Source organism: Acinetobacter sp. Res13-Abat-PEC15-P4-01, from assembly GCF_015676285.1.
Classification (GTDB): domain Bacteria; phylum Pseudomonadota; class Gammaproteobacteria; order Pseudomonadales; family Moraxellaceae; genus Acinetobacter; species Acinetobacter nematophilus.
In genome coordinates this window covers 83275-100031 of record NZ_JADAIN010000006.1, presented here as the reverse complement: position 1 = coordinate 100031, position 16757 = coordinate 83275, and the positions used below count along the sequence as shown (strand labels likewise).

General features: G+C 40.7%; 18 protein-coding genes. 11 read left to right on the top strand and 7 right to left on the bottom strand.

What is annotated here, in order from left to right; all coding sequences use genetic code 11:
• Positions 1 to 21: 21 nt before the first annotated feature.
• Both IMO47_RS01190 and hcaR read right to left on the bottom strand, forming a co-directional pair.
• Positions 22 to 693: a DUF1345 domain-containing protein gene (locus tag IMO47_RS01190; protein WP_196076625.1), complete on the bottom strand. Its 672-nt coding sequence runs from the start codon at positions 691 to 693 to the stop codon at positions 22 to 24.
• 290 nt (positions 694 to 983) lie between these two features.
• Positions 984 to 1889 carry a DNA-binding transcriptional regulator HcaR gene (gene hcaR, locus IMO47_RS01185; protein ID WP_196076624.1) on the bottom strand — a complete coding sequence of 302 codons (906 nt, stop codon included), beginning with the start codon at positions 1887 to 1889 and terminating at the stop codon, positions 984 to 986.
• A 282-nt stretch (positions 1890 to 2171) separates the two neighbouring features.
• On the opposite strand from hcaR, the gene hcaE reads away from it, so the two are divergent.
• The 6 genes from hcaE to hcaD are packed head-to-tail and all read left to right on the top strand — an operon-like array spanning position 2172 to position 7485.
• Positions 2172 to 3539, top strand: coding sequence for a 3-phenylpropionate/cinnamic acid dioxygenase subunit alpha (hcaE, locus tag IMO47_RS01180; RefSeq protein WP_196076623.1), 1368 nt, complete (start codon positions 2172 to 2174; stop codon positions 3537 to 3539).
• The gene (gene hcaF, locus IMO47_RS01175) at positions 3536 to 4054 is read left to right on the top strand and encodes a 3-phenylpropionate/cinnamic acid dioxygenase subunit beta (protein ID WP_196076622.1); all 519 of its coding nucleotides are present in this window, start codon (positions 3536 to 3538) and stop codon (positions 4052 to 4054) included. Before hcaE ends, hcaF begins: the two co-directional genes overlap by 4 nt.
• On the top strand, positions 4054 to 4380 hold the full coding sequence (gene hcaC / locus IMO47_RS01170) for a 3-phenylpropionate/cinnamic acid dioxygenase ferredoxin subunit (protein WP_196076621.1): 327 nt from the start codon (positions 4054 to 4056) through the stop codon (positions 4378 to 4380). Before hcaF ends, hcaC begins: the two co-directional genes overlap by 1 nt.
• A gap of 2 nt (positions 4381 to 4382) precedes the next feature.
• Positions 4383 to 5198: a 3-phenylpropionate-dihydrodiol/cinnamic acid-dihydrodiol dehydrogenase gene (hcaB, locus tag IMO47_RS01165; protein WP_196076620.1), complete on the top strand. Its 816-nt coding sequence runs from the start codon at positions 4383 to 4385 to the stop codon at positions 5196 to 5198.
• A gap of 59 nt (positions 5199 to 5257) precedes the next feature.
• Positions 5258 to 6223 (top strand): 3-carboxyethylcatechol 2,3-dioxygenase, encoded by a 966-nt coding sequence (locus IMO47_RS01160; protein WP_196076619.1) that lies wholly within the window; start codon positions 5258 to 5260, stop codon positions 6221 to 6223.
• A gap of 14 nt (positions 6224 to 6237) precedes the next feature.
• On the top strand, positions 6238 to 7485 hold the full coding sequence (hcaD, locus tag IMO47_RS01155) for a 3-phenylpropionate/cinnamic acid dioxygenase ferredoxin--NAD(+) reductase subunit (RefSeq protein WP_196076618.1): 1248 nt from the start codon (positions 6238 to 6240) through the stop codon (positions 7483 to 7485).
• A 102-nt stretch (positions 7486 to 7587) separates the two neighbouring features.
• Here the strand turns inward: hcaD and IMO47_RS01150 are convergent, their stop codons facing one another.
• Positions 7588 to 8037: a GNAT family N-acetyltransferase gene (locus IMO47_RS01150; protein WP_196076617.1), complete on the bottom strand. Its 450-nt coding sequence runs from the start codon at positions 8035 to 8037 to the stop codon at positions 7588 to 7590.
• A gap of 128 nt (positions 8038 to 8165) precedes the next feature.
• On the opposite strand from IMO47_RS01150, the gene IMO47_RS01145 reads away from it, so the two are divergent.
• From IMO47_RS01145 to IMO47_RS01130, 4 genes are read left to right on the top strand one after another with little or no spacing between them, the layout of a single operon-like run.
• Entirely contained in the window at positions 8166 to 9104 is a 939-nt protein-coding gene (locus IMO47_RS01145; protein WP_196076616.1) for a cation diffusion facilitator family transporter, read from the top strand.
• A gap of 2 nt (positions 9105 to 9106) precedes the next feature.
• A complete protein-coding gene (locus IMO47_RS01140) occupies positions 9107 to 10237 on the top strand; it encodes an MBL fold metallo-hydrolase (RefSeq protein ID WP_196076615.1) in 1131 nt (376 codons plus the stop codon).
• A 54-nt stretch (positions 10238 to 10291) separates the two neighbouring features.
• The gene (locus tag IMO47_RS01135; protein ID WP_227552196.1) at positions 10292 to 10774 is read left to right on the top strand and encodes a hypothetical protein; all 483 of its coding nucleotides are present in this window, start codon (positions 10292 to 10294) and stop codon (positions 10772 to 10774) included.
• Positions 10775 to 10819: 45 nt separating this feature from the next.
• Positions 10820 to 11470 (top strand): hypothetical protein, encoded by a 651-nt coding sequence (locus IMO47_RS01130; RefSeq protein WP_196076613.1) that lies wholly within the window; start codon positions 10820 to 10822, stop codon positions 11468 to 11470.
• Between the two features lie 2 nt (positions 11471 to 11472).
• Here the strand turns inward: IMO47_RS01130 and IMO47_RS01125 are convergent, their stop codons facing one another.
• The 4 genes from IMO47_RS01125 to IMO47_RS01110 all read right to left on the bottom strand — a co-directional run bounded on the left by IMO47_RS01125 (position 11473) and on the right by IMO47_RS01110 (position 14977).
• A complete protein-coding gene (locus IMO47_RS01125) occupies positions 11473 to 11871 on the bottom strand; it encodes a DoxX-like family protein (protein ID WP_196076612.1) in 399 nt (132 codons plus the stop codon).
• Positions 11849 to 12304, bottom strand: a complete 456-nt coding sequence (locus tag IMO47_RS01120; RefSeq protein ID WP_196076611.1) for a thiol-disulfide oxidoreductase DCC family protein — start codon at positions 12302 to 12304, stop codon at positions 11849 to 11851. The genes IMO47_RS01125 and IMO47_RS01120 overlap by 23 nt, the downstream gene beginning before the upstream one ends.
• Before the next feature lie 91 nt (positions 12305 to 12395).
• Positions 12396 to 13916, bottom strand: coding sequence for a catalase (locus IMO47_RS01115; RefSeq protein ID WP_196076610.1), 1521 nt, complete (start codon positions 13914 to 13916; stop codon positions 12396 to 12398).
• Between the two features lie 431 nt (positions 13917 to 14347).
• Entirely contained in the window at positions 14348 to 14977 is a 630-nt protein-coding gene (locus IMO47_RS01110) for a TetR/AcrR family transcriptional regulator (protein ID WP_196076609.1), read from the bottom strand.
• 81 nt (positions 14978 to 15058) lie between these two features.
• On the opposite strand from IMO47_RS01110, the gene IMO47_RS01105 reads away from it, so the two are divergent.
• Complete coding sequence (locus IMO47_RS01105; protein WP_196076608.1) at positions 15059 to 16717, top strand: acyl-CoA dehydrogenase family protein; 1659 nt, start codon at positions 15059 to 15061, stop codon at positions 16715 to 16717.
• Positions 16718 to 16757: the final 40 nt, after the last annotated feature.

Here is a 16757-nt window from a genome sequence, read left to right as displayed (position 1 = left end):
TAGATCCCCGTCCATGAACAATTAAATCAAACTTGCAGCAACATTGATACAGATGGCTAAAATGGTGGTATTGAATCCATATGCCAGCAGGATATGTAAAATATTTAAAACACGCATTGGGCGAGATGTAATCGACACATCTGCAGTTTGTGCAGAAGTACCAATCACATAACTAAAATATAAAAAATCAGGATAAGTTGGTTCAGGAGTTTGGGGAAAGTCCAACCCTCCTTGTTGATGTTTTGCTACTGCTAAATAATAGTCATGGGCATAATGAATTGCAAAAACTGTGTGCATAAATAACCACGCAGAAATAATGGTTAAGATTGCCAAAACCAAATGCCCAAATTTAGATAAAGTATGATGTGGCATATGGGTAAGTTCAATCACGATGGCAATAAAGCACATGACCAAAGCAAAAATAACTAAAAGTAAAATGATCCACTTACTGGCATCTTGTTGCTGTGCTCGTTTGAGAATATGTGCTTGAGAGGTCGACCACAGTGTTTTCAGGGTAAGCAGCAGATAGATCATGACTGCAATGTTCCAACTGGATAACAGTCGTGTTGACCAAGACCAATCTGTAATAAAACCAAATACAACATACAACATCATGGTGAAGAGAAAAGCGATAAAGAAGTAGGGGCGAGATCGAATACCAGAACGAATATGGTGAAATGTTGATAGAGCCACAGTATTCAACCTCTGGGAGTATTGTTGTGATATTCAGCAGTATCTTAGCTGAAACCTGATCAGATGATTAGACTTAAGTTGTAGTCTGGCTATCTGACTGTAGCATGATCAACCGCCAAAGAGACTTTTCCCAAGTACTCTCTTAGCATTTAAAATGAGGGTAAAAGGACTGTATCGGATAACTTGGTGAGGATCTGGGTTTTAGATTCGCCACCATTATTCGGGGAAGAAATAATGGTGTGGCAAGGGGTATTTACAGCCGACTTAAAAACAGCGGATTTCATTAAGGCTTAAGCATCCGAACGGTTAATGTCGAGATAAAACACTTTGGTGAGTAAGGCGATAAATTTTTGTACTGCTACAGCACTGCCGTTTTTTCTATAACTGACATACAAGTCCAAATAGGGGAGTTCAACATCTAAAGGTCGAATGATGGTGTTACTCATGGTTAAGGGGGCGATATAGCCTGGCAGAATGGTACAGCCCAATCCCATTCCAATCGAGTTGATATTAAATAGAATATTATCTGCTTTTTGAACAATGTTGAATTCAATATGATGCTGTTTGGCAAAATCCAGAATCGTATTGTGTAAAGTACCTGACTGTTCTTCTGCCGGGATAATAAAATCAATCCCATTTAAAGCTTTCACTGGAATGCGTTCATATTTTGCCAATGGGTGGTCTTTAGGTAAAATAAAAATCAGTGGTTCACGTAATACGAACTTGCTTTCAATTTCATCATTATGAAAGTTATGACGGGTAAAGCTGATATCTAACTCACCCTTTTTAATAGCGCGCATCTGTTCAAGATTATTTAAACTCAACAACTCAATTTTTAAGTCAGGATTTTGCACCCTTAAATTGGGTAGGACATAAGGAAAAACTTTCATCTCAGCAACGGGAACAAAGCCGATACGTAGTAATTGTTGTTTCGCCTTGGATACTTGTCTTGCCATAGCAACAGCTTTGTCTGCTTGTGCCAAAGTCAGCCGCGCTTGCTCAAGAAAAACAGCACCTTCTTCAGTCAATTCAACTTTTCTTTTTGTCCGATGTAAAAGCTTTACACCCACATCTTCTTCAAGATCTTTGATCTGCTGGCTGAGTGAGGGTTGTGCGGTATAAAGTCTCAATGCTGCTTTACTGAAGTTAAGTTCTTCAGCCACAGTAATGAAATATCTTAGGTGTCGTAATTCCATATAACTCGTCCAAAGAATAATCCAAAAAATGTCTTACTAAGATTTCGCAAGAGTATAATCTATAAACAATGATGAGGTGAAGATGATTGTAGTATTTAGAAAATAAATGAACTATTAAAACCCATTGCTATTTTAATATAGAAAATCATCTGAGGAATAATTCATAAAACATATTAATTAAAACAAAATAAATATTTCCCTAAAGCTCATTTCAACAGCGATGATTTGTGCAAAGTTGAGTCAATTTATGTATGACCCCACGTTTGTCGCAGGAGAGCTTTCATGAGTGGAAAAATTGATGTGCGTGAAATCGACGCTTTAGTCGATGCACAAAATGGACGTATCTCGCCATCGATCTATACAGATCCAGAACTATACGAACTCGAACTTGAACGAATATTCGGTCGTACTTGGTTATTCCTTTGCCATGAAAGCCAAATTCCTAAAGCAGGTGATTTTTTCAATACTTACATGGGTGAAGACCCGATTATTGTCGTCCGTCAAAAAGATGGCTCAATCAAAGCACTTTTGAATCAATGCCGTCACCGTTCAATGCGCGTTAGCTTTGCTGACTGTGGTAACACACGTGCATTTACTTGTCCTTATCATGGTTGGTCTTACGGGGTAGACGGTTCACTTAAAGATATTCCTTTAGAAGACCGTGCTTTTCCTCAAGGCGCCTGTAAGGAACATTGGGGGTTGATTGAAGTAAATCGTGTTGAATCCTACAAAGGCTTGATTTTTGGCTGCTGGGATGAATCTACTCCCGATTTAATTGATTACATGGGGGATATTGCCTGGTATTTGGATGGCGTGATTGACCGTCGTCCAGGGGGAACAGAAATCATCGGTGGCGTACACAAATGGGAAATCGAATGTAATTGGAAATTTGCCGCAGAACAGTTTGCATCTGATCAATACCATGCATTGTTTTCTCATGCTTCTGCAATCCAAGTTCTTGGAGCAAAACCAGATGATGATGCATCTAAGCAATTGGGGACTGCGCAAACGGCTCGTCCAGTCTGGGAAACCGCAAAAGATGCGATTCAATATGGCTCAAGAGGACATGGTTCAGGATTCTTCTTTACTGAAAAGCCCGATGCAAACGTATGGGTCGATGGCGAAGTAGCGAACTATTTTCGTGAAACCTTTGAAGAAGTTAAAGCACGTTTAGGCGAGGTTCGAGCTTTACGTCTGGCAGGTCACAATACCATGTTCCCAACCATGTCTTGGTTAAACGGAACCGCGACACTTCGAGTATGGCATCCAAGAGGACCGAATAAAACTGAAGTTTGGGCATTTTGTATTGCTGATGCGGAGGCTTCTCAAGAAGTCAAAGAAGCATTTGAACGTTCTGCAACACGGGCGTTTGGTCCAGCAGGTTTTCTGGAACAGGATGACTCTGAAAACTGGATTGAGATTCAGAAAGTATTGCGCGGTTATAAAGCGCGTAACAACCGTTTGATCATGGAAATGGGACTCGGCAATGAAAAAGTCCGAGAAGATGGTATTCCAGGCATCACCAATTATATTTTTTCAGAAACCGCAGCACGTGGAATGTATCGACGTTGGGCAGATTTACTGATTCATGAAAAATGGGAAGACGTTGAAGCTGCTGCAGATGCTTATGAACAGGAGCTTATCAAATGAGTCTAGTGAGCTTGGAGCTTCAACATCAAATCAGCCAATTTTTATATCGTGAAGCCAAATTACTTGATGATTGGAAATTTAGGGATTGGTTGGCAATTTTTGCCGAAGATGTTTCTTATACCTTAAGAACCACACCGAACGCACAAACCCGTGATCGTCGCCGTTCAGTCGAACCGCCAACCACTTGGGTTTTCAATGACAATAAACATTTATTGGAGCGTCGCATAGCACGGCTTGAAACCGGTATGGCTTGGGCTGAGGAACCTCCATCAAGAACTACCCATATGGTTTCTAATATTATTGTTGAGCCTACAGATGTTGTTGATGAATATGACGTATACGTGACATATCTACTCTATCGTACTCAGAAAGAAAAAGATGTGACGATCTATTGCGGTAAGCGCCATGACAAGCTTCGGAAGGTTTCCGGTGGTTTGGGATTCCAAATTTTTAATCGCAAGATCACCTTAGACCAAGTGACTTATAACTCTCACAACTTGAGTGTATTTTTCTAATGAACAAGATTTTTGTATGCCAAATTGATGAATTGGATGAGGGTGAAGCGCTTAAAGTCGCTTGCCATGTCAATGGAATCGAGGCGCTGGCAGTCTTCAATAATGGAGGGGAGTTTTTTGCCATGAATGACCGTTGCTCACATGGCAATGCCTCAATGTCAGAAGGCTATTTAGAAGATGATGGAACCGTGGAATGTCCATTGCATTCAGCTCGATTCTGTTTAAAAACAGGTCAAGCCTTGTGTTTGCCTGCAACTGATGCGATTCAAGTTTTTCCCGTAGTGATTGAAGACGGTGCAGTATATGTAGAGATGGCTGGAGCTTAGATATGGGATGGCTTGAAGGTGAAGTCGCCCTGATCACGGGCGGAGGTTCTGGTTTGGGCTTAGCACTGGTTGAGCGCTTTTTGGCGGAAGGTGCAAAAGTTGCGGTACTCCAACGTTCCCAAGCAAAAGTAGATCTTTTAAAGCAACGCTTTGGTGATCAGGTTGAAACGATTGTGGGCGATGTTGCGCTGTTTGCAGATAACGTTCGTGCAGTTGAAGCCACAGTGGCGCGTTTTGGTAAATTGGATTGTTTCATTGGGAATGCGGGCATCTGGGATCATTATGCAGATATCGTGCATATGAGTGGTGCACAGCTAGAAACCGCTTTTGATGAAATTATGGGAATTAACACCAAATCGCTGATTTTAGGCGCTAAAGCTGCTTTAGATGAACTGGTCAAATCCGAGGGTTCGATCATCTTTACCTTATCAAATTCAGCCCTCTATTCGGCTGGTGGTGGTCCGATTTATACCGCTTCCAAACATGCAGGGGTGGGCGTAATGAAAGAATTGGCTTATGAACTTGCGCCCAAAATCCGAGTTAACGCAGTTGCACCTTCTGGTATGAATGTAAATATCAAAGGTGCTGCGTCTTTAGGACAAGAAAATTTAGGACTCTTGGACGCACGTGATCCAGAAAAAATTGCACGAGGCATGCCTTTAAATTTCTTGCCTGAACCTGAAGACATGACGGGAAGTTATGTACTGCTCGCCTCACGCTCCAATAATCGTCCATTGACTGGGGTGTTAATCAATGCTGAATGTGGTCTGGGAATCCGTGGGTTACGTCAACCTCGCGCAGGTTTTTTTGACCACTGATTTAAAGGATGAAAAAGGCAACTGGCATTTCAGTACAGCCTTCTGTTTCGGAGTTAAACATGAGCGTTAAACTTATTTGTGCTTCGCATAGTCCACTTATGGAGTTTGCATCGCCTGCCGACAAGCGCCAAGAGGATGCTGTTCGATCAACTTTTGAAAAGTTGGCTCAGGATGTGGAAGCCTATCAGCCTACATTGATCATTAGTTTTGGGCCTGATCACTTTAACGGTTTTTTCTATGATCTGATGCCTTCTTTTTGTGTTGGAATTCGTGCGACTGCTGCGGGTGACTGGGATTATGGTAAAGGCAATCTCAAACTGAATGTACCTGAACATACGGCAGTAGAGTTAGTGCGAAAAGTATTGGATGAGGGGGTAGACATTGCATATTCTTATCGCATGCAGGCAGACCATGGGGTCACACAGCCTTTGCATTTTCTCTGTCAAGGGCAACTGGATCGTTACCCCACGATCCCCATCTTTGTCAATGGTGCAGCAGCACCTATGCCAACAACCCAACGAACGCTCGCATTAGGGCGTGCTGTAGGGCAATTTATTCAATCGTTAAATCTTGAAAATGAACGTGTACTCATCTTAGGTACAGGTGGGCTTTCACATGATCCACCGACACCACAAATGGGATCTGTATCCGCTGAGGTTGAAGAGTTTTTGATTTGTGGGCGTTATCCAACTCAAGCAGCCCGTGATGCACGTCAGGCGAAAATCATTTCAGTAGGACAGCGGCTGGCAGCAGGTGATCAATCAATCTCTGTTCCTTTAAATCCTGAATGGGATATGCATTTGCTTGAGTTATTTAAAAATGCTGATTTTAAAGCAATAGAAAAAATGACTGAAGCAGATATTCGTCAACAGGGCGGACGTGGAGGTCAGGAAATTCGATCATGGATTGCCGCATTTGCAGCACTTTCTGAATTAGGAGGTTATGACATGTGCGTTCACTGTTATGAACCGATCAGTGAGTGGATTGCTGGATTCGGTATTGTTTCAGCAGAATTAATCAAGTAATAAGGAAAAAACCTATGAATCATGAGTCTGTTCAGACAGTGGTTATTGTCGGAGCTGGCCAGGCAGGTGCAAATGCTGTCCTTGAACTTCGATCTCACCAATATCAGGGTAGAATAATTCTGATTGGAGATGAACCCCATTTGCCTTATGAACGTCCTCCTTTATCTAAAGATGTCATTCTGAAGCCTGAACAAACCAAGATTGAAATCCTTTCCGAAGAAAAATTGGCAGCACTGAATGTCGAGATCATTCGGGGGAATGGCGTCGTTAAAATTCACCCTGAAGCACATACTGTAGCGTTAAAAAATGGTGATGTAATCACATATGACAAACTGTTACTTGCAACAGGGGGGGCTGCACGTCGTTTACCTGGTTTTGATGCACTGGGACAACATGTCTACACCTTACGTAATCTTGAAGATTCACAAGCTTTGGTTCCAGTACTGCAACCTGGACGCCGTATCATTCTGATTGGCGGGGGGGTCATTGGATTGGAGTTAGCGTCATCAGCTCGTTCTAAAGACTGCCAAGTGACAGTGATAGAAATGGGACCGATGGTTATGGGACGCTGTTCGCCTCAAATATTGAGCGAATTTTTATTGTCCCAACATCGTCAAAATGGTGTAGATGTACAGCTTGAAACTCAAATTACGGACTGTCGACTTGAACGCACAGTGGATGGTGAAGAGGTCGTGGTAAATCTTGCAAATGGTCAAGAGCTGCGCGCTGATGCGGTGATTTATGGTATTGGAATTGTGCCAAATGCCCAACTGGCAATCGATGCGGGTTTACAGGTTGATTCTGCAATTCAAGTCAATGAACATTGTCAAAGCTCGCAGCCTGATATTTATGCAGCCGGAGATGTTGCGACTCAACTGCGTGCCAATGGAACATATCAGCGCATTGAAACCTGGGAAAATGCCAATATACAAGCGGCTATCTTTGCGCGCCATATCATGGGTATTGAACATCCGGTACCGAATCCTGCATGGTTTTGGACCGATCAGTTCAACATTAATTTTCAGTTTGCCGGTGATATGACTGCAACTGAGTGGCATATTCGTGGTGAAATGGATCAACATAAAACCGCAGAGCACTGTTTTGTAATGTTTGGCGTGAAAGAGGGCAAAATCGTGGCAGGTATTACGGTCAATGCAGCTAAAGAAATGCGCCATTTGAAAAAAATGATTGCGAAAAAAGCACTGTTTTCTACGACCAATCATCTCGATTTAACGCAGGATTTGAAAAAGCTGGTAGCTTAATTCAACAAAGCTTCTAAATGGTGATGTGTGAAAAATCAATTAAGATGACGTTGGTTCTGTTCAACGTCATCTATTCATGATTTGGTTACTCGGTTGAATGGATTACTTTCGCAGTTTCAAATGCAAAATTGGAAAGGGATTACCTTCCGCATCAAGTTCAGAGCGCGCCACCTGTTGAAAATTATGCTTAAGATAAAAGTCCAAGGCTCGAGTATTTTGTTGATTGACATCCACTTCATCTGCACCTAATTCAAAAGCTTTTTGAATCAACAGTGAGCCAATACCTTGATCAAAAAAAATAGGGTTTACAAATAACATTTCAATTTTTTGATAAGCAAGCCCCATAAAACCTGCTATTTGCTGTTCGCGTTCCACATGAAACAATTTTACATGATCAAAGTAATGGTGCTGAATGATTAATGCTTTGATTTGTAGAATATGCTGTTCATTTAAAAAGTCATGCGTTGCACGTACAGATGCCTCCCAAATTTCTAATAATTGTGGATAGTGCTTTGAATGCGTCATTAGAATAGGGTTTAAATCAGATTGCATAAAAAGATTCACTCAATTGTGAAAAGCAACAAAAAATAAAAATAAATCACAAGTTGTTTGGTTAATATGAGGCAAGATAGATATAAAAATCAAATTGATGTATTTGATGATAAAAAGCAGGACAATAAATGTCAGATTCCAACAAAATTGTTGTATATGCAGCACTTTTGGGCAATTTAGCAATTGCTTTGGTAAAGTTCATAGCCGCTTATATCACCAATAGTTCGGCTATGTTGAGTGAGGCTGTTCATTCTGTCGTCGATACACTCAATGAAATTCTATTATTGTATGGCTTAAAGAAATCTCAGCAACCTGCCAACTACAAGCATCCTTTTGGCTATGGTCGAGAGTTATATTTTTGGGCATTTATTGTTGCTTTGTTGGTGTTTGCGTTAGGTGCAATGGTTTCAATTTATCAGGGTATTCAACATATTCGTCATCCAGAAGTTATAGAATCACCGTTGGTGAATTATGTTGTACTCGGATTTGCAATGTTGTGTGAAGGTACTTCGTGGTTTATTGCCTTAAAAAGTTTTAAGAAAATGAAAGGGAAAATGGGCTATTTTGAAAGTTTTCGGCGTAGTAAAGATCCCACTACATTTACGGTGCTTTTTGAGGATTCCGCAGCATTGATTGGATTGATCATTGCCTTTATTGGCATATTCTGCGCGCAACAGTTCAATTTACCCATATTGGATGGCGTTGCTTCAGTATTGATCGGTGTGGTTCTTGCAATCTCTGCTTTACTTTTAGCCAGAGAGACTAAAGGACTACTGATGGGTGAAACTGCGGATCCAAAACTACGTCATAATATATTGGAAGTTGCTCAGCAAGACCCAGCAGTCTATTCAGCAAATGGTGTATTGACTGAACAGATGGGGGCTCATCAGGTGATTGCATCATTAAGCTTAGAGTTTAAAGATGATTTAACCTCAGATGAGATTGAAGCCTGTGTCAACCGAATTGAAGTAAAGATTAAAAGTATTCATCCCGAAATCGTGGCATTATTTATCAAGCCACAAACACAACAAGTTTGGCTTGAAAGAATGAAAGGGCGTTTAGAGTAATCATGTCGAAACAAGAGCCAATTATCCGTTTGGACGATAAAACGGTACAAGACCATACAATGCAAGAGAAGACAATTCAATCTGAGCATATAGAGCAATTGCATTATCGAATTGATACTGAAAATTGTTTGTCACATACCTGGTATAAACCCGTGTTTAGTGTAATTGGTTCTAAGCAGCACAATGGTGAACGGTTCTTTAATGAAATACGTAAACCACAAGGACGTAGCCGTTGGGATCTTATGAAATGGCTGGGAACACGTAAATCCTATACCTGGAATGTAGACACTCAAAAAGAAGCCACAGAATTTTATGCAACTAAGCGCCTGCTTCCACAGAATCGACCAGAAGTCGATGATCACGATTGGCAAGTCTGGTTTGTGAGTCATGCCACGGTACTGGTACAAATAGGTCCTTATAATTTCCTGACGGATCCTGTCTGGGCAGATTATGTCAGTCCAAAACATGGACGTGGTCCAAAACGCGTTATTCCTGCTGGGATTGCTTTAGAGCAACTACCTGAAATCCATGCTGTTTTGTTAAGTCATAACCACTATGACCATATGGATTTAGCAACATTAAGATGGTTGCATAATAAATTTGCAATGCCGATTTACACGGGTTTAGGCAATGCGTGTTATTTACCTAAAGAATTCCATGTGATTGAAATGGATTGGTGGCAGTCTGCACTATTTAAAAACTTAAAAATCGTTTATACACCAGCACAACATGGTTCTGGTCGTGGTTTACGCGATCAGAACATTGCCTTGTGGGGGGGATTCTCAGTGCTGTCTGAACATGGTCATTTGTTCTTTGCAGGTGATACTGGCTATGGACCACATTTTAAAGAAATTCAGAAACGCTTAGGTGTACCACGTATTGCATTATTGCCAATTGGCGCATACGAGCCACGTGCGCTGATGAAATATATGCATATGAACCCCCAGGATGCATTTCAGGCGCATTTGGATTTGCAAGCCAAACGTTCTTTGGCGATTCATTACCGTACTTTTCAATTGACTGATGAGCATCGTGATCAGCCCGAACTTGATTTACAAAAAGCCATGAAGAATTCATCAAAAATGGTTAATCCCTTTTACTGTATTCGTGAAGGACGGAAATTGGTCGTCTAGTCTATATCTATGATTGAGATAAAAATAGCTTTAAGTGCAATCGTGCTGAGCCTAATGTTCACTTCAGTTGCGGCCAAACCTGTAAAACTTGCAGCAACTGACGCAACAGATTGTGTTTCAGATGAGCTGTGTGCTGTTGCGGAGCAGTTGACGATGGCAACATCTGAAGCCGGTTCATCATCGAATGACGCTGAACGGATCAAGCCTCTTCATGAAAAATATGATTTGGATACAGGGGATGAATGGAAATTGATTCACCAGCATGCAGATACTCAGTTTTTTGAAAGTATCACCACCATATCCGATGGTAATCAACTGATCCAGGCTTGGGTGAAAAGTGTGAATCCGAAAAAACAATATACAATTAATTATTATCAACTATTATGTAAGGATCGGACATTCACCCGACTTGAACAATTTAAAAGTCGAGATGATCAGGATTATAAACGGGTTAAGCGAGTAGAGCATTACCGTCAAACACAGTCTTTTGATCAGGCAGGTGAATTACTTCCAGTTTTAGAAAAGTTATGTTTGTAGATTAAAATAATATTTATTCCTGATTAAAAATGAGGGAGTTGAATAATGAATAGAATTCAAGGTTTCGTGCTGTCACTGGCACTATCTGGCACTGCTTTTGCAGAGAACCAAAATATCAAGATTAATCAAACTGCATTTGAATTGAAAAGCGTATCAAATCAAGATGATGATGGCTATATACGCAATGATATTGAACTCTATCGAAAAGGCAAAAAACTTTTAACACACACCTTGGATGCAGCATCTGGCGACTGTAGTATTACTCAAATTGAACTGGGGGATTATGCAGTTAAAGATAATCAGCTCATTTTTTATAGTTACTGGGCTGCCGCAGATCGACAGGGGATATGGACCTATCCCTATGGCGTACGTAAGCAAACCTATGCTGTGGACGCACAGGGGAATGTCAAATTGATAGATGCTGTGCTTTATATTGAGGATGTTATCGGTGATCCACTCAGTACAAATCCGGATGAAGAATATCTGCAATTTTTACATCGCTCTCCAAAAAACAGACAACAGCAACGTACCTTGAATGATTATATCCAGACCATGCAAACCCAATATCGGGGGCGTTTTGTACATGGACAAGAGCGAACGTTGCTGATCAAGGAAGTCAAAACACAATTAGCGAAACACATTGCGCGTGAAACGCAGGGGTGGAAACAAGAGTTTGGTCGCAATGTCCGTATGTAAATCTATAAATCTTTAGGGATATTCAAAAGCTGTAATGCAACGATGGACAGTGCAGCCATGGCTGTATTCATTATGAAAGGATTAAAACCTTGGACAAAGTAGTGAGGATAGACAACTGCAACCACGACAATAAAGAACAGCATTGCCACGATATTTAAATAATGGAGCATCTTTGATTGCCTAAAAATTAGAAAGAGTACACCAAAGATGATTTCGCCAATTCCAGAGAGTTCGATCAATCTGGGAATCGATAGAAATTGAATCCCCGTAAATTGCCAAAACTGCTGTTCTTCAATAACCTTAAAAATGAGTTTAGGTACCAGACCTTGATAAATCCACAATACAGCTAAAGTGATGTGGATACTCAACAAGGCGCGATTAATTGTCTGAAGTGGATTCATAAACAACATGTTCCAAAAAATGATGTTGATGATGTGAAGAAACGAATTGACATTGATCTGTTGTACCGAATAGACGATAGCGATTGAAAGCAATTTGGCGATACATAAAGTCTCGGATAAACTTTGGAATTAGATAACCAATTTTTAAACCAGAAAACGGAAGCCCTAATTCTTCGATGACTTTTAAAAATGCTGTAGACTCGCTGATTGCCTGTCCATTTTTAATCACCAACATGGTGTCAAAGTGTTCAGTCGGCATTTGATAATATTTTAAGATGGCTTGACCCAGTGGAGATTGAACGGAAGCCAATTTAAATCTTGCTTGAGTATCGTGCTGAATTAAAAACTTTGCCCAAGCATTGCACAGCACACAAACTTCATCAAATAAGATCATGTCATATTGTTGAATGATATCTTCAATTTTCAGTTGCATGCTTTCACTCTCGATTGGAGTTTCTTTCAATATAGTTGATTTATAGACAATGAAAAACCACCCGACAGGTGGTTTTTCATGTTTCGGTCAATTATAGGAAACCAGGATGCCCTTTGGCTGGGTCGCTGTCTCTAGCAGCTTGTGCATCAGCAACGGTGAGCCCCAATGCTTTTGCAACGCCTTCGCCATATGCAGGGTCACAAGCATAACAGTTACGGATATGACGATACTTGATGAAGTCTAGGGCATCGCCCATCGCACCCGCTGTATTATCAAACAATGCTTGTTTTTGTGTATCATTCATTAAATTGAACAAGGCACGAGGTTGGCTGAAATAGTCTGCATCATCCTGACGGAAATCCCAATAATCGGCATCACCACTGATTTTCAACGGTGGCTCTTTAAACTCAGCCTGTTCTTGCCATTGACCAAAACTATTCGGTTCATAGTGCGGTAAGCCGCCATAGTTGGCATCTACACGACCTTGACCATCACGATGATTGGAGTGAACAGGACAGCGTGCGGCATTGACCGGAATCTGTTGATAGTTCACACCAAGACGATAACGTTGTGCATCTGCATAGTTAAAAAGTCGTGCCTGTAACATACGGTCAGGTGAAACGCTGATTCCTGGGACTAAATTACTTGGTGCAAATGCTGATTGCTCAACATCCAAAAAGAAGTTTTCAGGATTTTTATTGAGCTCAAATTCACCGACATCAATCAATGGATAATCTGCGTGGGGCCAAACTTTAGTCAGGTCAAATGGATGATATGGAACTTTCTCTGCATCTGTTTCTGGCATGATTTGAACTTGAAGTTTCCATTTTGGAAAGTTTCCATTTTCAATCGAATCGAATAGATCACGTTGATTACTTTCACGGTCTTTTGCCACGACTGCTTCAGCTTCGGCATCAGTTAGATTTTCAATACCCTGTTGTGTACGGAAATGAAATTTCACCCAAAAGCGTTCATTGTTAGCATTGATGAAGCTATAAGTATGACTGCCAAAACCATGCATATGACGGAAACTTTTTGGAATCCCACGGTCAGACATCACAATCGTAACCTGGTGTAGTGCTTCTGGCAGTAAGGTCCAAAAATCCCAGTTGTTGGTTGCACTGCGGAGGTTGGTTTTTGGATCACGTTTTACCGCTTTATTTAAGTCAGGGAATTTACGCGGATCACGCATGAAAAATACCGGAGTGTTATTTCCAACAAGATCCCAGTTACCTTCTTCAGTGTAGAACTTTAATGCAAAACCACGAATGTCTCGTTCTGCATCTGCTGCACCGCGTTCACCTGCAACCGTGGTGAATCGGGCAAACATTTCTGTTTTCTTACCAATGTGTGAAAATATTTTAGCGCGTGTGTACTGTGTGATGTCATGAGTGACGGTAAATGTACCAAAAGCACCAGAACCTTTGGCATGCATTCGACGCTCAGGAATCACCTCACGGACAAAGTTAGCGAGCTTTTCATTTAACCATAAATCTTGTGCAAGCAGAGGACCTCGTGCGCCTGCCGTCAAACTATTCTGGTTGTCTACAACAGGCGCACCAAAAGCAGTTGTCAGGTGGGTCACAGGGCATTTTTTTGAGTCTTGGCTCATTCTATTTCTCCATTTTTAATTAATCATGTATTCATTTTTGAATAGATGGAATAGATAAAGAATATTCGCTATTACATGACATTAACTGTATTTGAAAAACCAATATAGTGAACAATTGTTAAATCTATTTGTCCTTAAATTAAATGATTAATCTTTTAATTTAAGGCACAGTACAGTGTTGGGTATCTGCTTTAAGTAGACAGCTTCTATACGAAGCATTGCGTGCTTTTAAAAGAGATAGCTATACTTTAAGTTGAACTTTATTATTTGTAAAATTGATAAAAATATTTTATTTGATTTGTTTTTGCGATTGTTTGTGTTTGGTCTCTAAAAATGACTTTATCAATATTTAATCAATGTTAGTCATGCTGAGTAAATAATGTAGTATTGTTATAGATATCTCATTTTTACCTTTTAAATCCCATCATAACTTAGCGATTTTCCTTATTTGAAATGACACCAAGATGTTGAAGGATTTCATTTTCTAAAGTTCCCCAGGCGTTAAATTCAGGTTCAATCAGCAGTGTTTGCGAGACAAAACCATAGCAAATTCGTTGTACATTTAGGCTGATCTGTTTAAGTTGTTCATCATCCTGAATAAAAGGCATCAATATGTTTTGCCACATCTCTACCATCATGGCATAGCTTTTTTGATAGGTTTCTATACTTGAAACCTGCCGTTCTAATAAAAAAGACTGCGCCCATAAAAACTGTTGGGATTGAATCTGCTCAAGTTGAAAGTGAATGATGTGCGTTAAATAGTCAGAAAAACTCAAATCTGTGGATAAGTCGTATCGGCTTTGTGCATAACTTTTAATAGACTCAGCATTGCTTTTGACATGCTGATAAATGGTTAATGCAATCAAATCTTGTTTTTTAGAAAAATACTCATAAAAGGTACCTAAACCAACACCGGCAATGTCTGTGATTTCTCGAATGGTAATTTTATGGGCAGGACGTTCATGCAAAAGCCGAACAAAGCTTTCAATCAACGCTTCTTGCGTGATACGGGCCCTTGATTGGCGAGGTTTACGACGTACATTGATTGCAGGTAAAGCCATAAAAATAATCCGAACGTCCTTGAAGATATTTTCTTCTATACTGAATGTAATTGGTTAAAACAACAAGACAGGATTTTCAGGATGAACACACTACAGAATTGGCAAACCCATGAAATCAGTAACCAGTTTGATGAGTTGCAGACTTACAATCTATTTGAAACGGATTTGGTTTTGCAGGAAATACTGCAACGGTATGGCAGTACTGATCAGCAAAATCTCAGCAAACTTGCTCAAATTGTGGGTTCTACTGAGTATTATCAATATGCCGATTTAGCCAATCGTCATACACCTGAACTACATACATTTGACGCTCGCGGTCGCCGCATAGATTTTTTGGAATTTCATCCTGCATGGCATCGATGGATGAAGCTCAATCGTCAATTTAATACTCATGCCCATCCATTTAACCGTTCGCAATCCAACAGCAAATGGGTAGATTGGGCAGCACGTTTCTTTCTCAGTGGGCAAGTCGAGTGCGGCAACTTATGCCCAAATTCAATGACTTTAGGCAGTATTCCACTGATCCAGAATGAGCCTGAATTGTGGGCAAAAGTCGGTGAGAAACTACTATCTACTGAATATGATGAACGAGATTTGCCGATTGCCCAAAAAAAGTCAATTTGGTTGGGTATGGGGATGACTGAGAAGCAAGGCGGTTCAGATGTTCGGGCCAATCAAACTGTCGCTGTGCCTGTTGCTGAATCAGGTCGTGGACAGGCTTATTTATTGACGGGGCACAAGTGGTTCTTTTCAGCTCCCATGTGTGATGCACATTTGGTGGTTGCGAAAACTGAACGAGATGGCTTGGCTTGTTTTTTTGTGCCTCGTTGGTTGGAAGATGGCACGAAAAACAACATCCATGTGCAACGTTTAAAAGACAAAGTGGGTAATCGCAGTAACTCAAGTTCAGAGGTCGAATTTAAAAATGCTTGGGGCATCATGATCGGAGAAGCAGGGCGCGGTATTCCAACCATTATTGAAATGGCAAATTATACCCGTTTAACCTGCTCAGTGGGTTCAAGTGCGATGTTAAGACAAGCATTGGTACAATGTATTGCCTACACACGGCAACGTAAAGCTTTTGGTAAACATCTGGCAGAACAACCTTTGATGCAAGCGGTGTTGGCCGATTTAGCCCTGGAAACTGAAGCCGCTATGCAACTGAGTTTCCATCTTGCACATTGTTATGAAAGTGATGATGAATTATCAGTCGCTTGGAAACGCATTATGACCCCTGCTTCGAAATTCTGGATATGCAAGCGTACAGTTGAGTTGACTGGCGAGATGATGGAGGTTTTTGGTGGCAATGGTTATGTCGATACAGGAATTATGGCGCGTATTTTTAAAGAAGCACCCGTAAATACAATTTGGGAAGGTTCAGGTAATGTGATGTGTTTAGATGTGTTGCGTGCCATTCAACGTGATCGCGAATCAATCGAGACATTATTTGAGTCTTTTGCAAAAGTAACATCCCTGAATTCTATTTTACAGGCAGAGTTGCAGGATTTATTTCAATTATTCAGTACACTACAGGCAGACGATTTACAGTTTTCTGCACGTGGTTTGGTCAGCCGTTTAGTGATTTTGGCACAGGCTATTCTACTTAAGCAATATGCACCTGATTTTGTCACTGATGCTTTTATAGCAACGCGTTATCGTCCGTTCTATGGGAGAGTCGTGGGCATGATTGATGCAAAATCAGTAGATGTGGAAAGATTATTGGATAGGGCTTTGGCTTAATTTATTTGGACATGTAAAAAGGGCATTATATAAATAATGC

Bases quoted from the DNA above. Each gene is read 5' to 3' on its own strand.
- hcaC (WP_196076621.1), top strand. From the start codon at position 4,054: ATGAACAAGATTTTTGTATGCCAAATTGATGAATTGGATGAGGGTGAA.
- IMO47_RS01125 (WP_196076612.1), bottom strand. From the start codon at position 11,871: ATGAATCCACTTCAGACAATTAATCGCGCCTTGTTGAGTATCCACATC.
- IMO47_RS01105 (WP_196076608.1), top strand. From the start codon at position 15,059: ATGAACACACTACAGAATTGGCAAACCCATGAAATCAGTAACCAGTTT.
- IMO47_RS01115 (WP_196076610.1), bottom strand. From the start codon at position 13,916: ATGAGCCAAGACTCAAAAAAATGCCCTGTGACCCACCTGACAACTGCT.
- IMO47_RS01160 (WP_196076619.1), top strand. From the start codon at position 5,258: ATGAGCGTTAAACTTATTTGTGCTTCGCATAGTCCACTTATGGAGTTT.
- hcaD (WP_196076618.1), top strand. From the start codon at position 6,238: ATGAATCATGAGTCTGTTCAGACAGTGGTTATTGTCGGAGCTGGCCAG.
- hcaE (WP_196076623.1), top strand. From the start codon at position 2,172: ATGAGTGGAAAAATTGATGTGCGTGAAATCGACGCTTTAGTCGATGCA.
- IMO47_RS01110 (WP_196076609.1), bottom strand. From the start codon at position 14,977: ATGGCTTTACCTGCAATCAATGTACGTCGTAAACCTCGCCAATCAAGG.
- IMO47_RS01135 (WP_227552196.1), top strand. From the start codon at position 10,292: ATGTTCACTTCAGTTGCGGCCAAACCTGTAAAACTTGCAGCAACTGAC.
- IMO47_RS01150 (WP_196076617.1), bottom strand. From the start codon at position 8,037: ATGCAATCTGATTTAAACCCTATTCTAATGACGCATTCAAAGCACTAT.
- IMO47_RS01120 (WP_196076611.1), bottom strand. From the start codon at position 12,304: ATGCAACTGAAAATTGAAGATATCATTCAACAATATGACATGATCTTA.
- hcaR (WP_196076624.1), bottom strand. From the start codon at position 1,889: ATGGAATTACGACACCTAAGATATTTCATTACTGTGGCTGAAGAACTT.
- IMO47_RS01140 (WP_196076615.1), top strand. From the start codon at position 9,107: ATGTCGAAACAAGAGCCAATTATCCGTTTGGACGATAAAACGGTACAA.
- IMO47_RS01130 (WP_196076613.1), top strand. From the start codon at position 10,820: ATGAATAGAATTCAAGGTTTCGTGCTGTCACTGGCACTATCTGGCACT.
- hcaF (WP_196076622.1), top strand. From the start codon at position 3,536: ATGAGTCTAGTGAGCTTGGAGCTTCAACATCAAATCAGCCAATTTTTA.
- hcaB (WP_196076620.1), top strand. From the start codon at position 4,383: ATGGGATGGCTTGAAGGTGAAGTCGCCCTGATCACGGGCGGAGGTTCT.
- IMO47_RS01145 (WP_196076616.1), top strand. From the start codon at position 8,166: ATGTCAGATTCCAACAAAATTGTTGTATATGCAGCACTTTTGGGCAAT.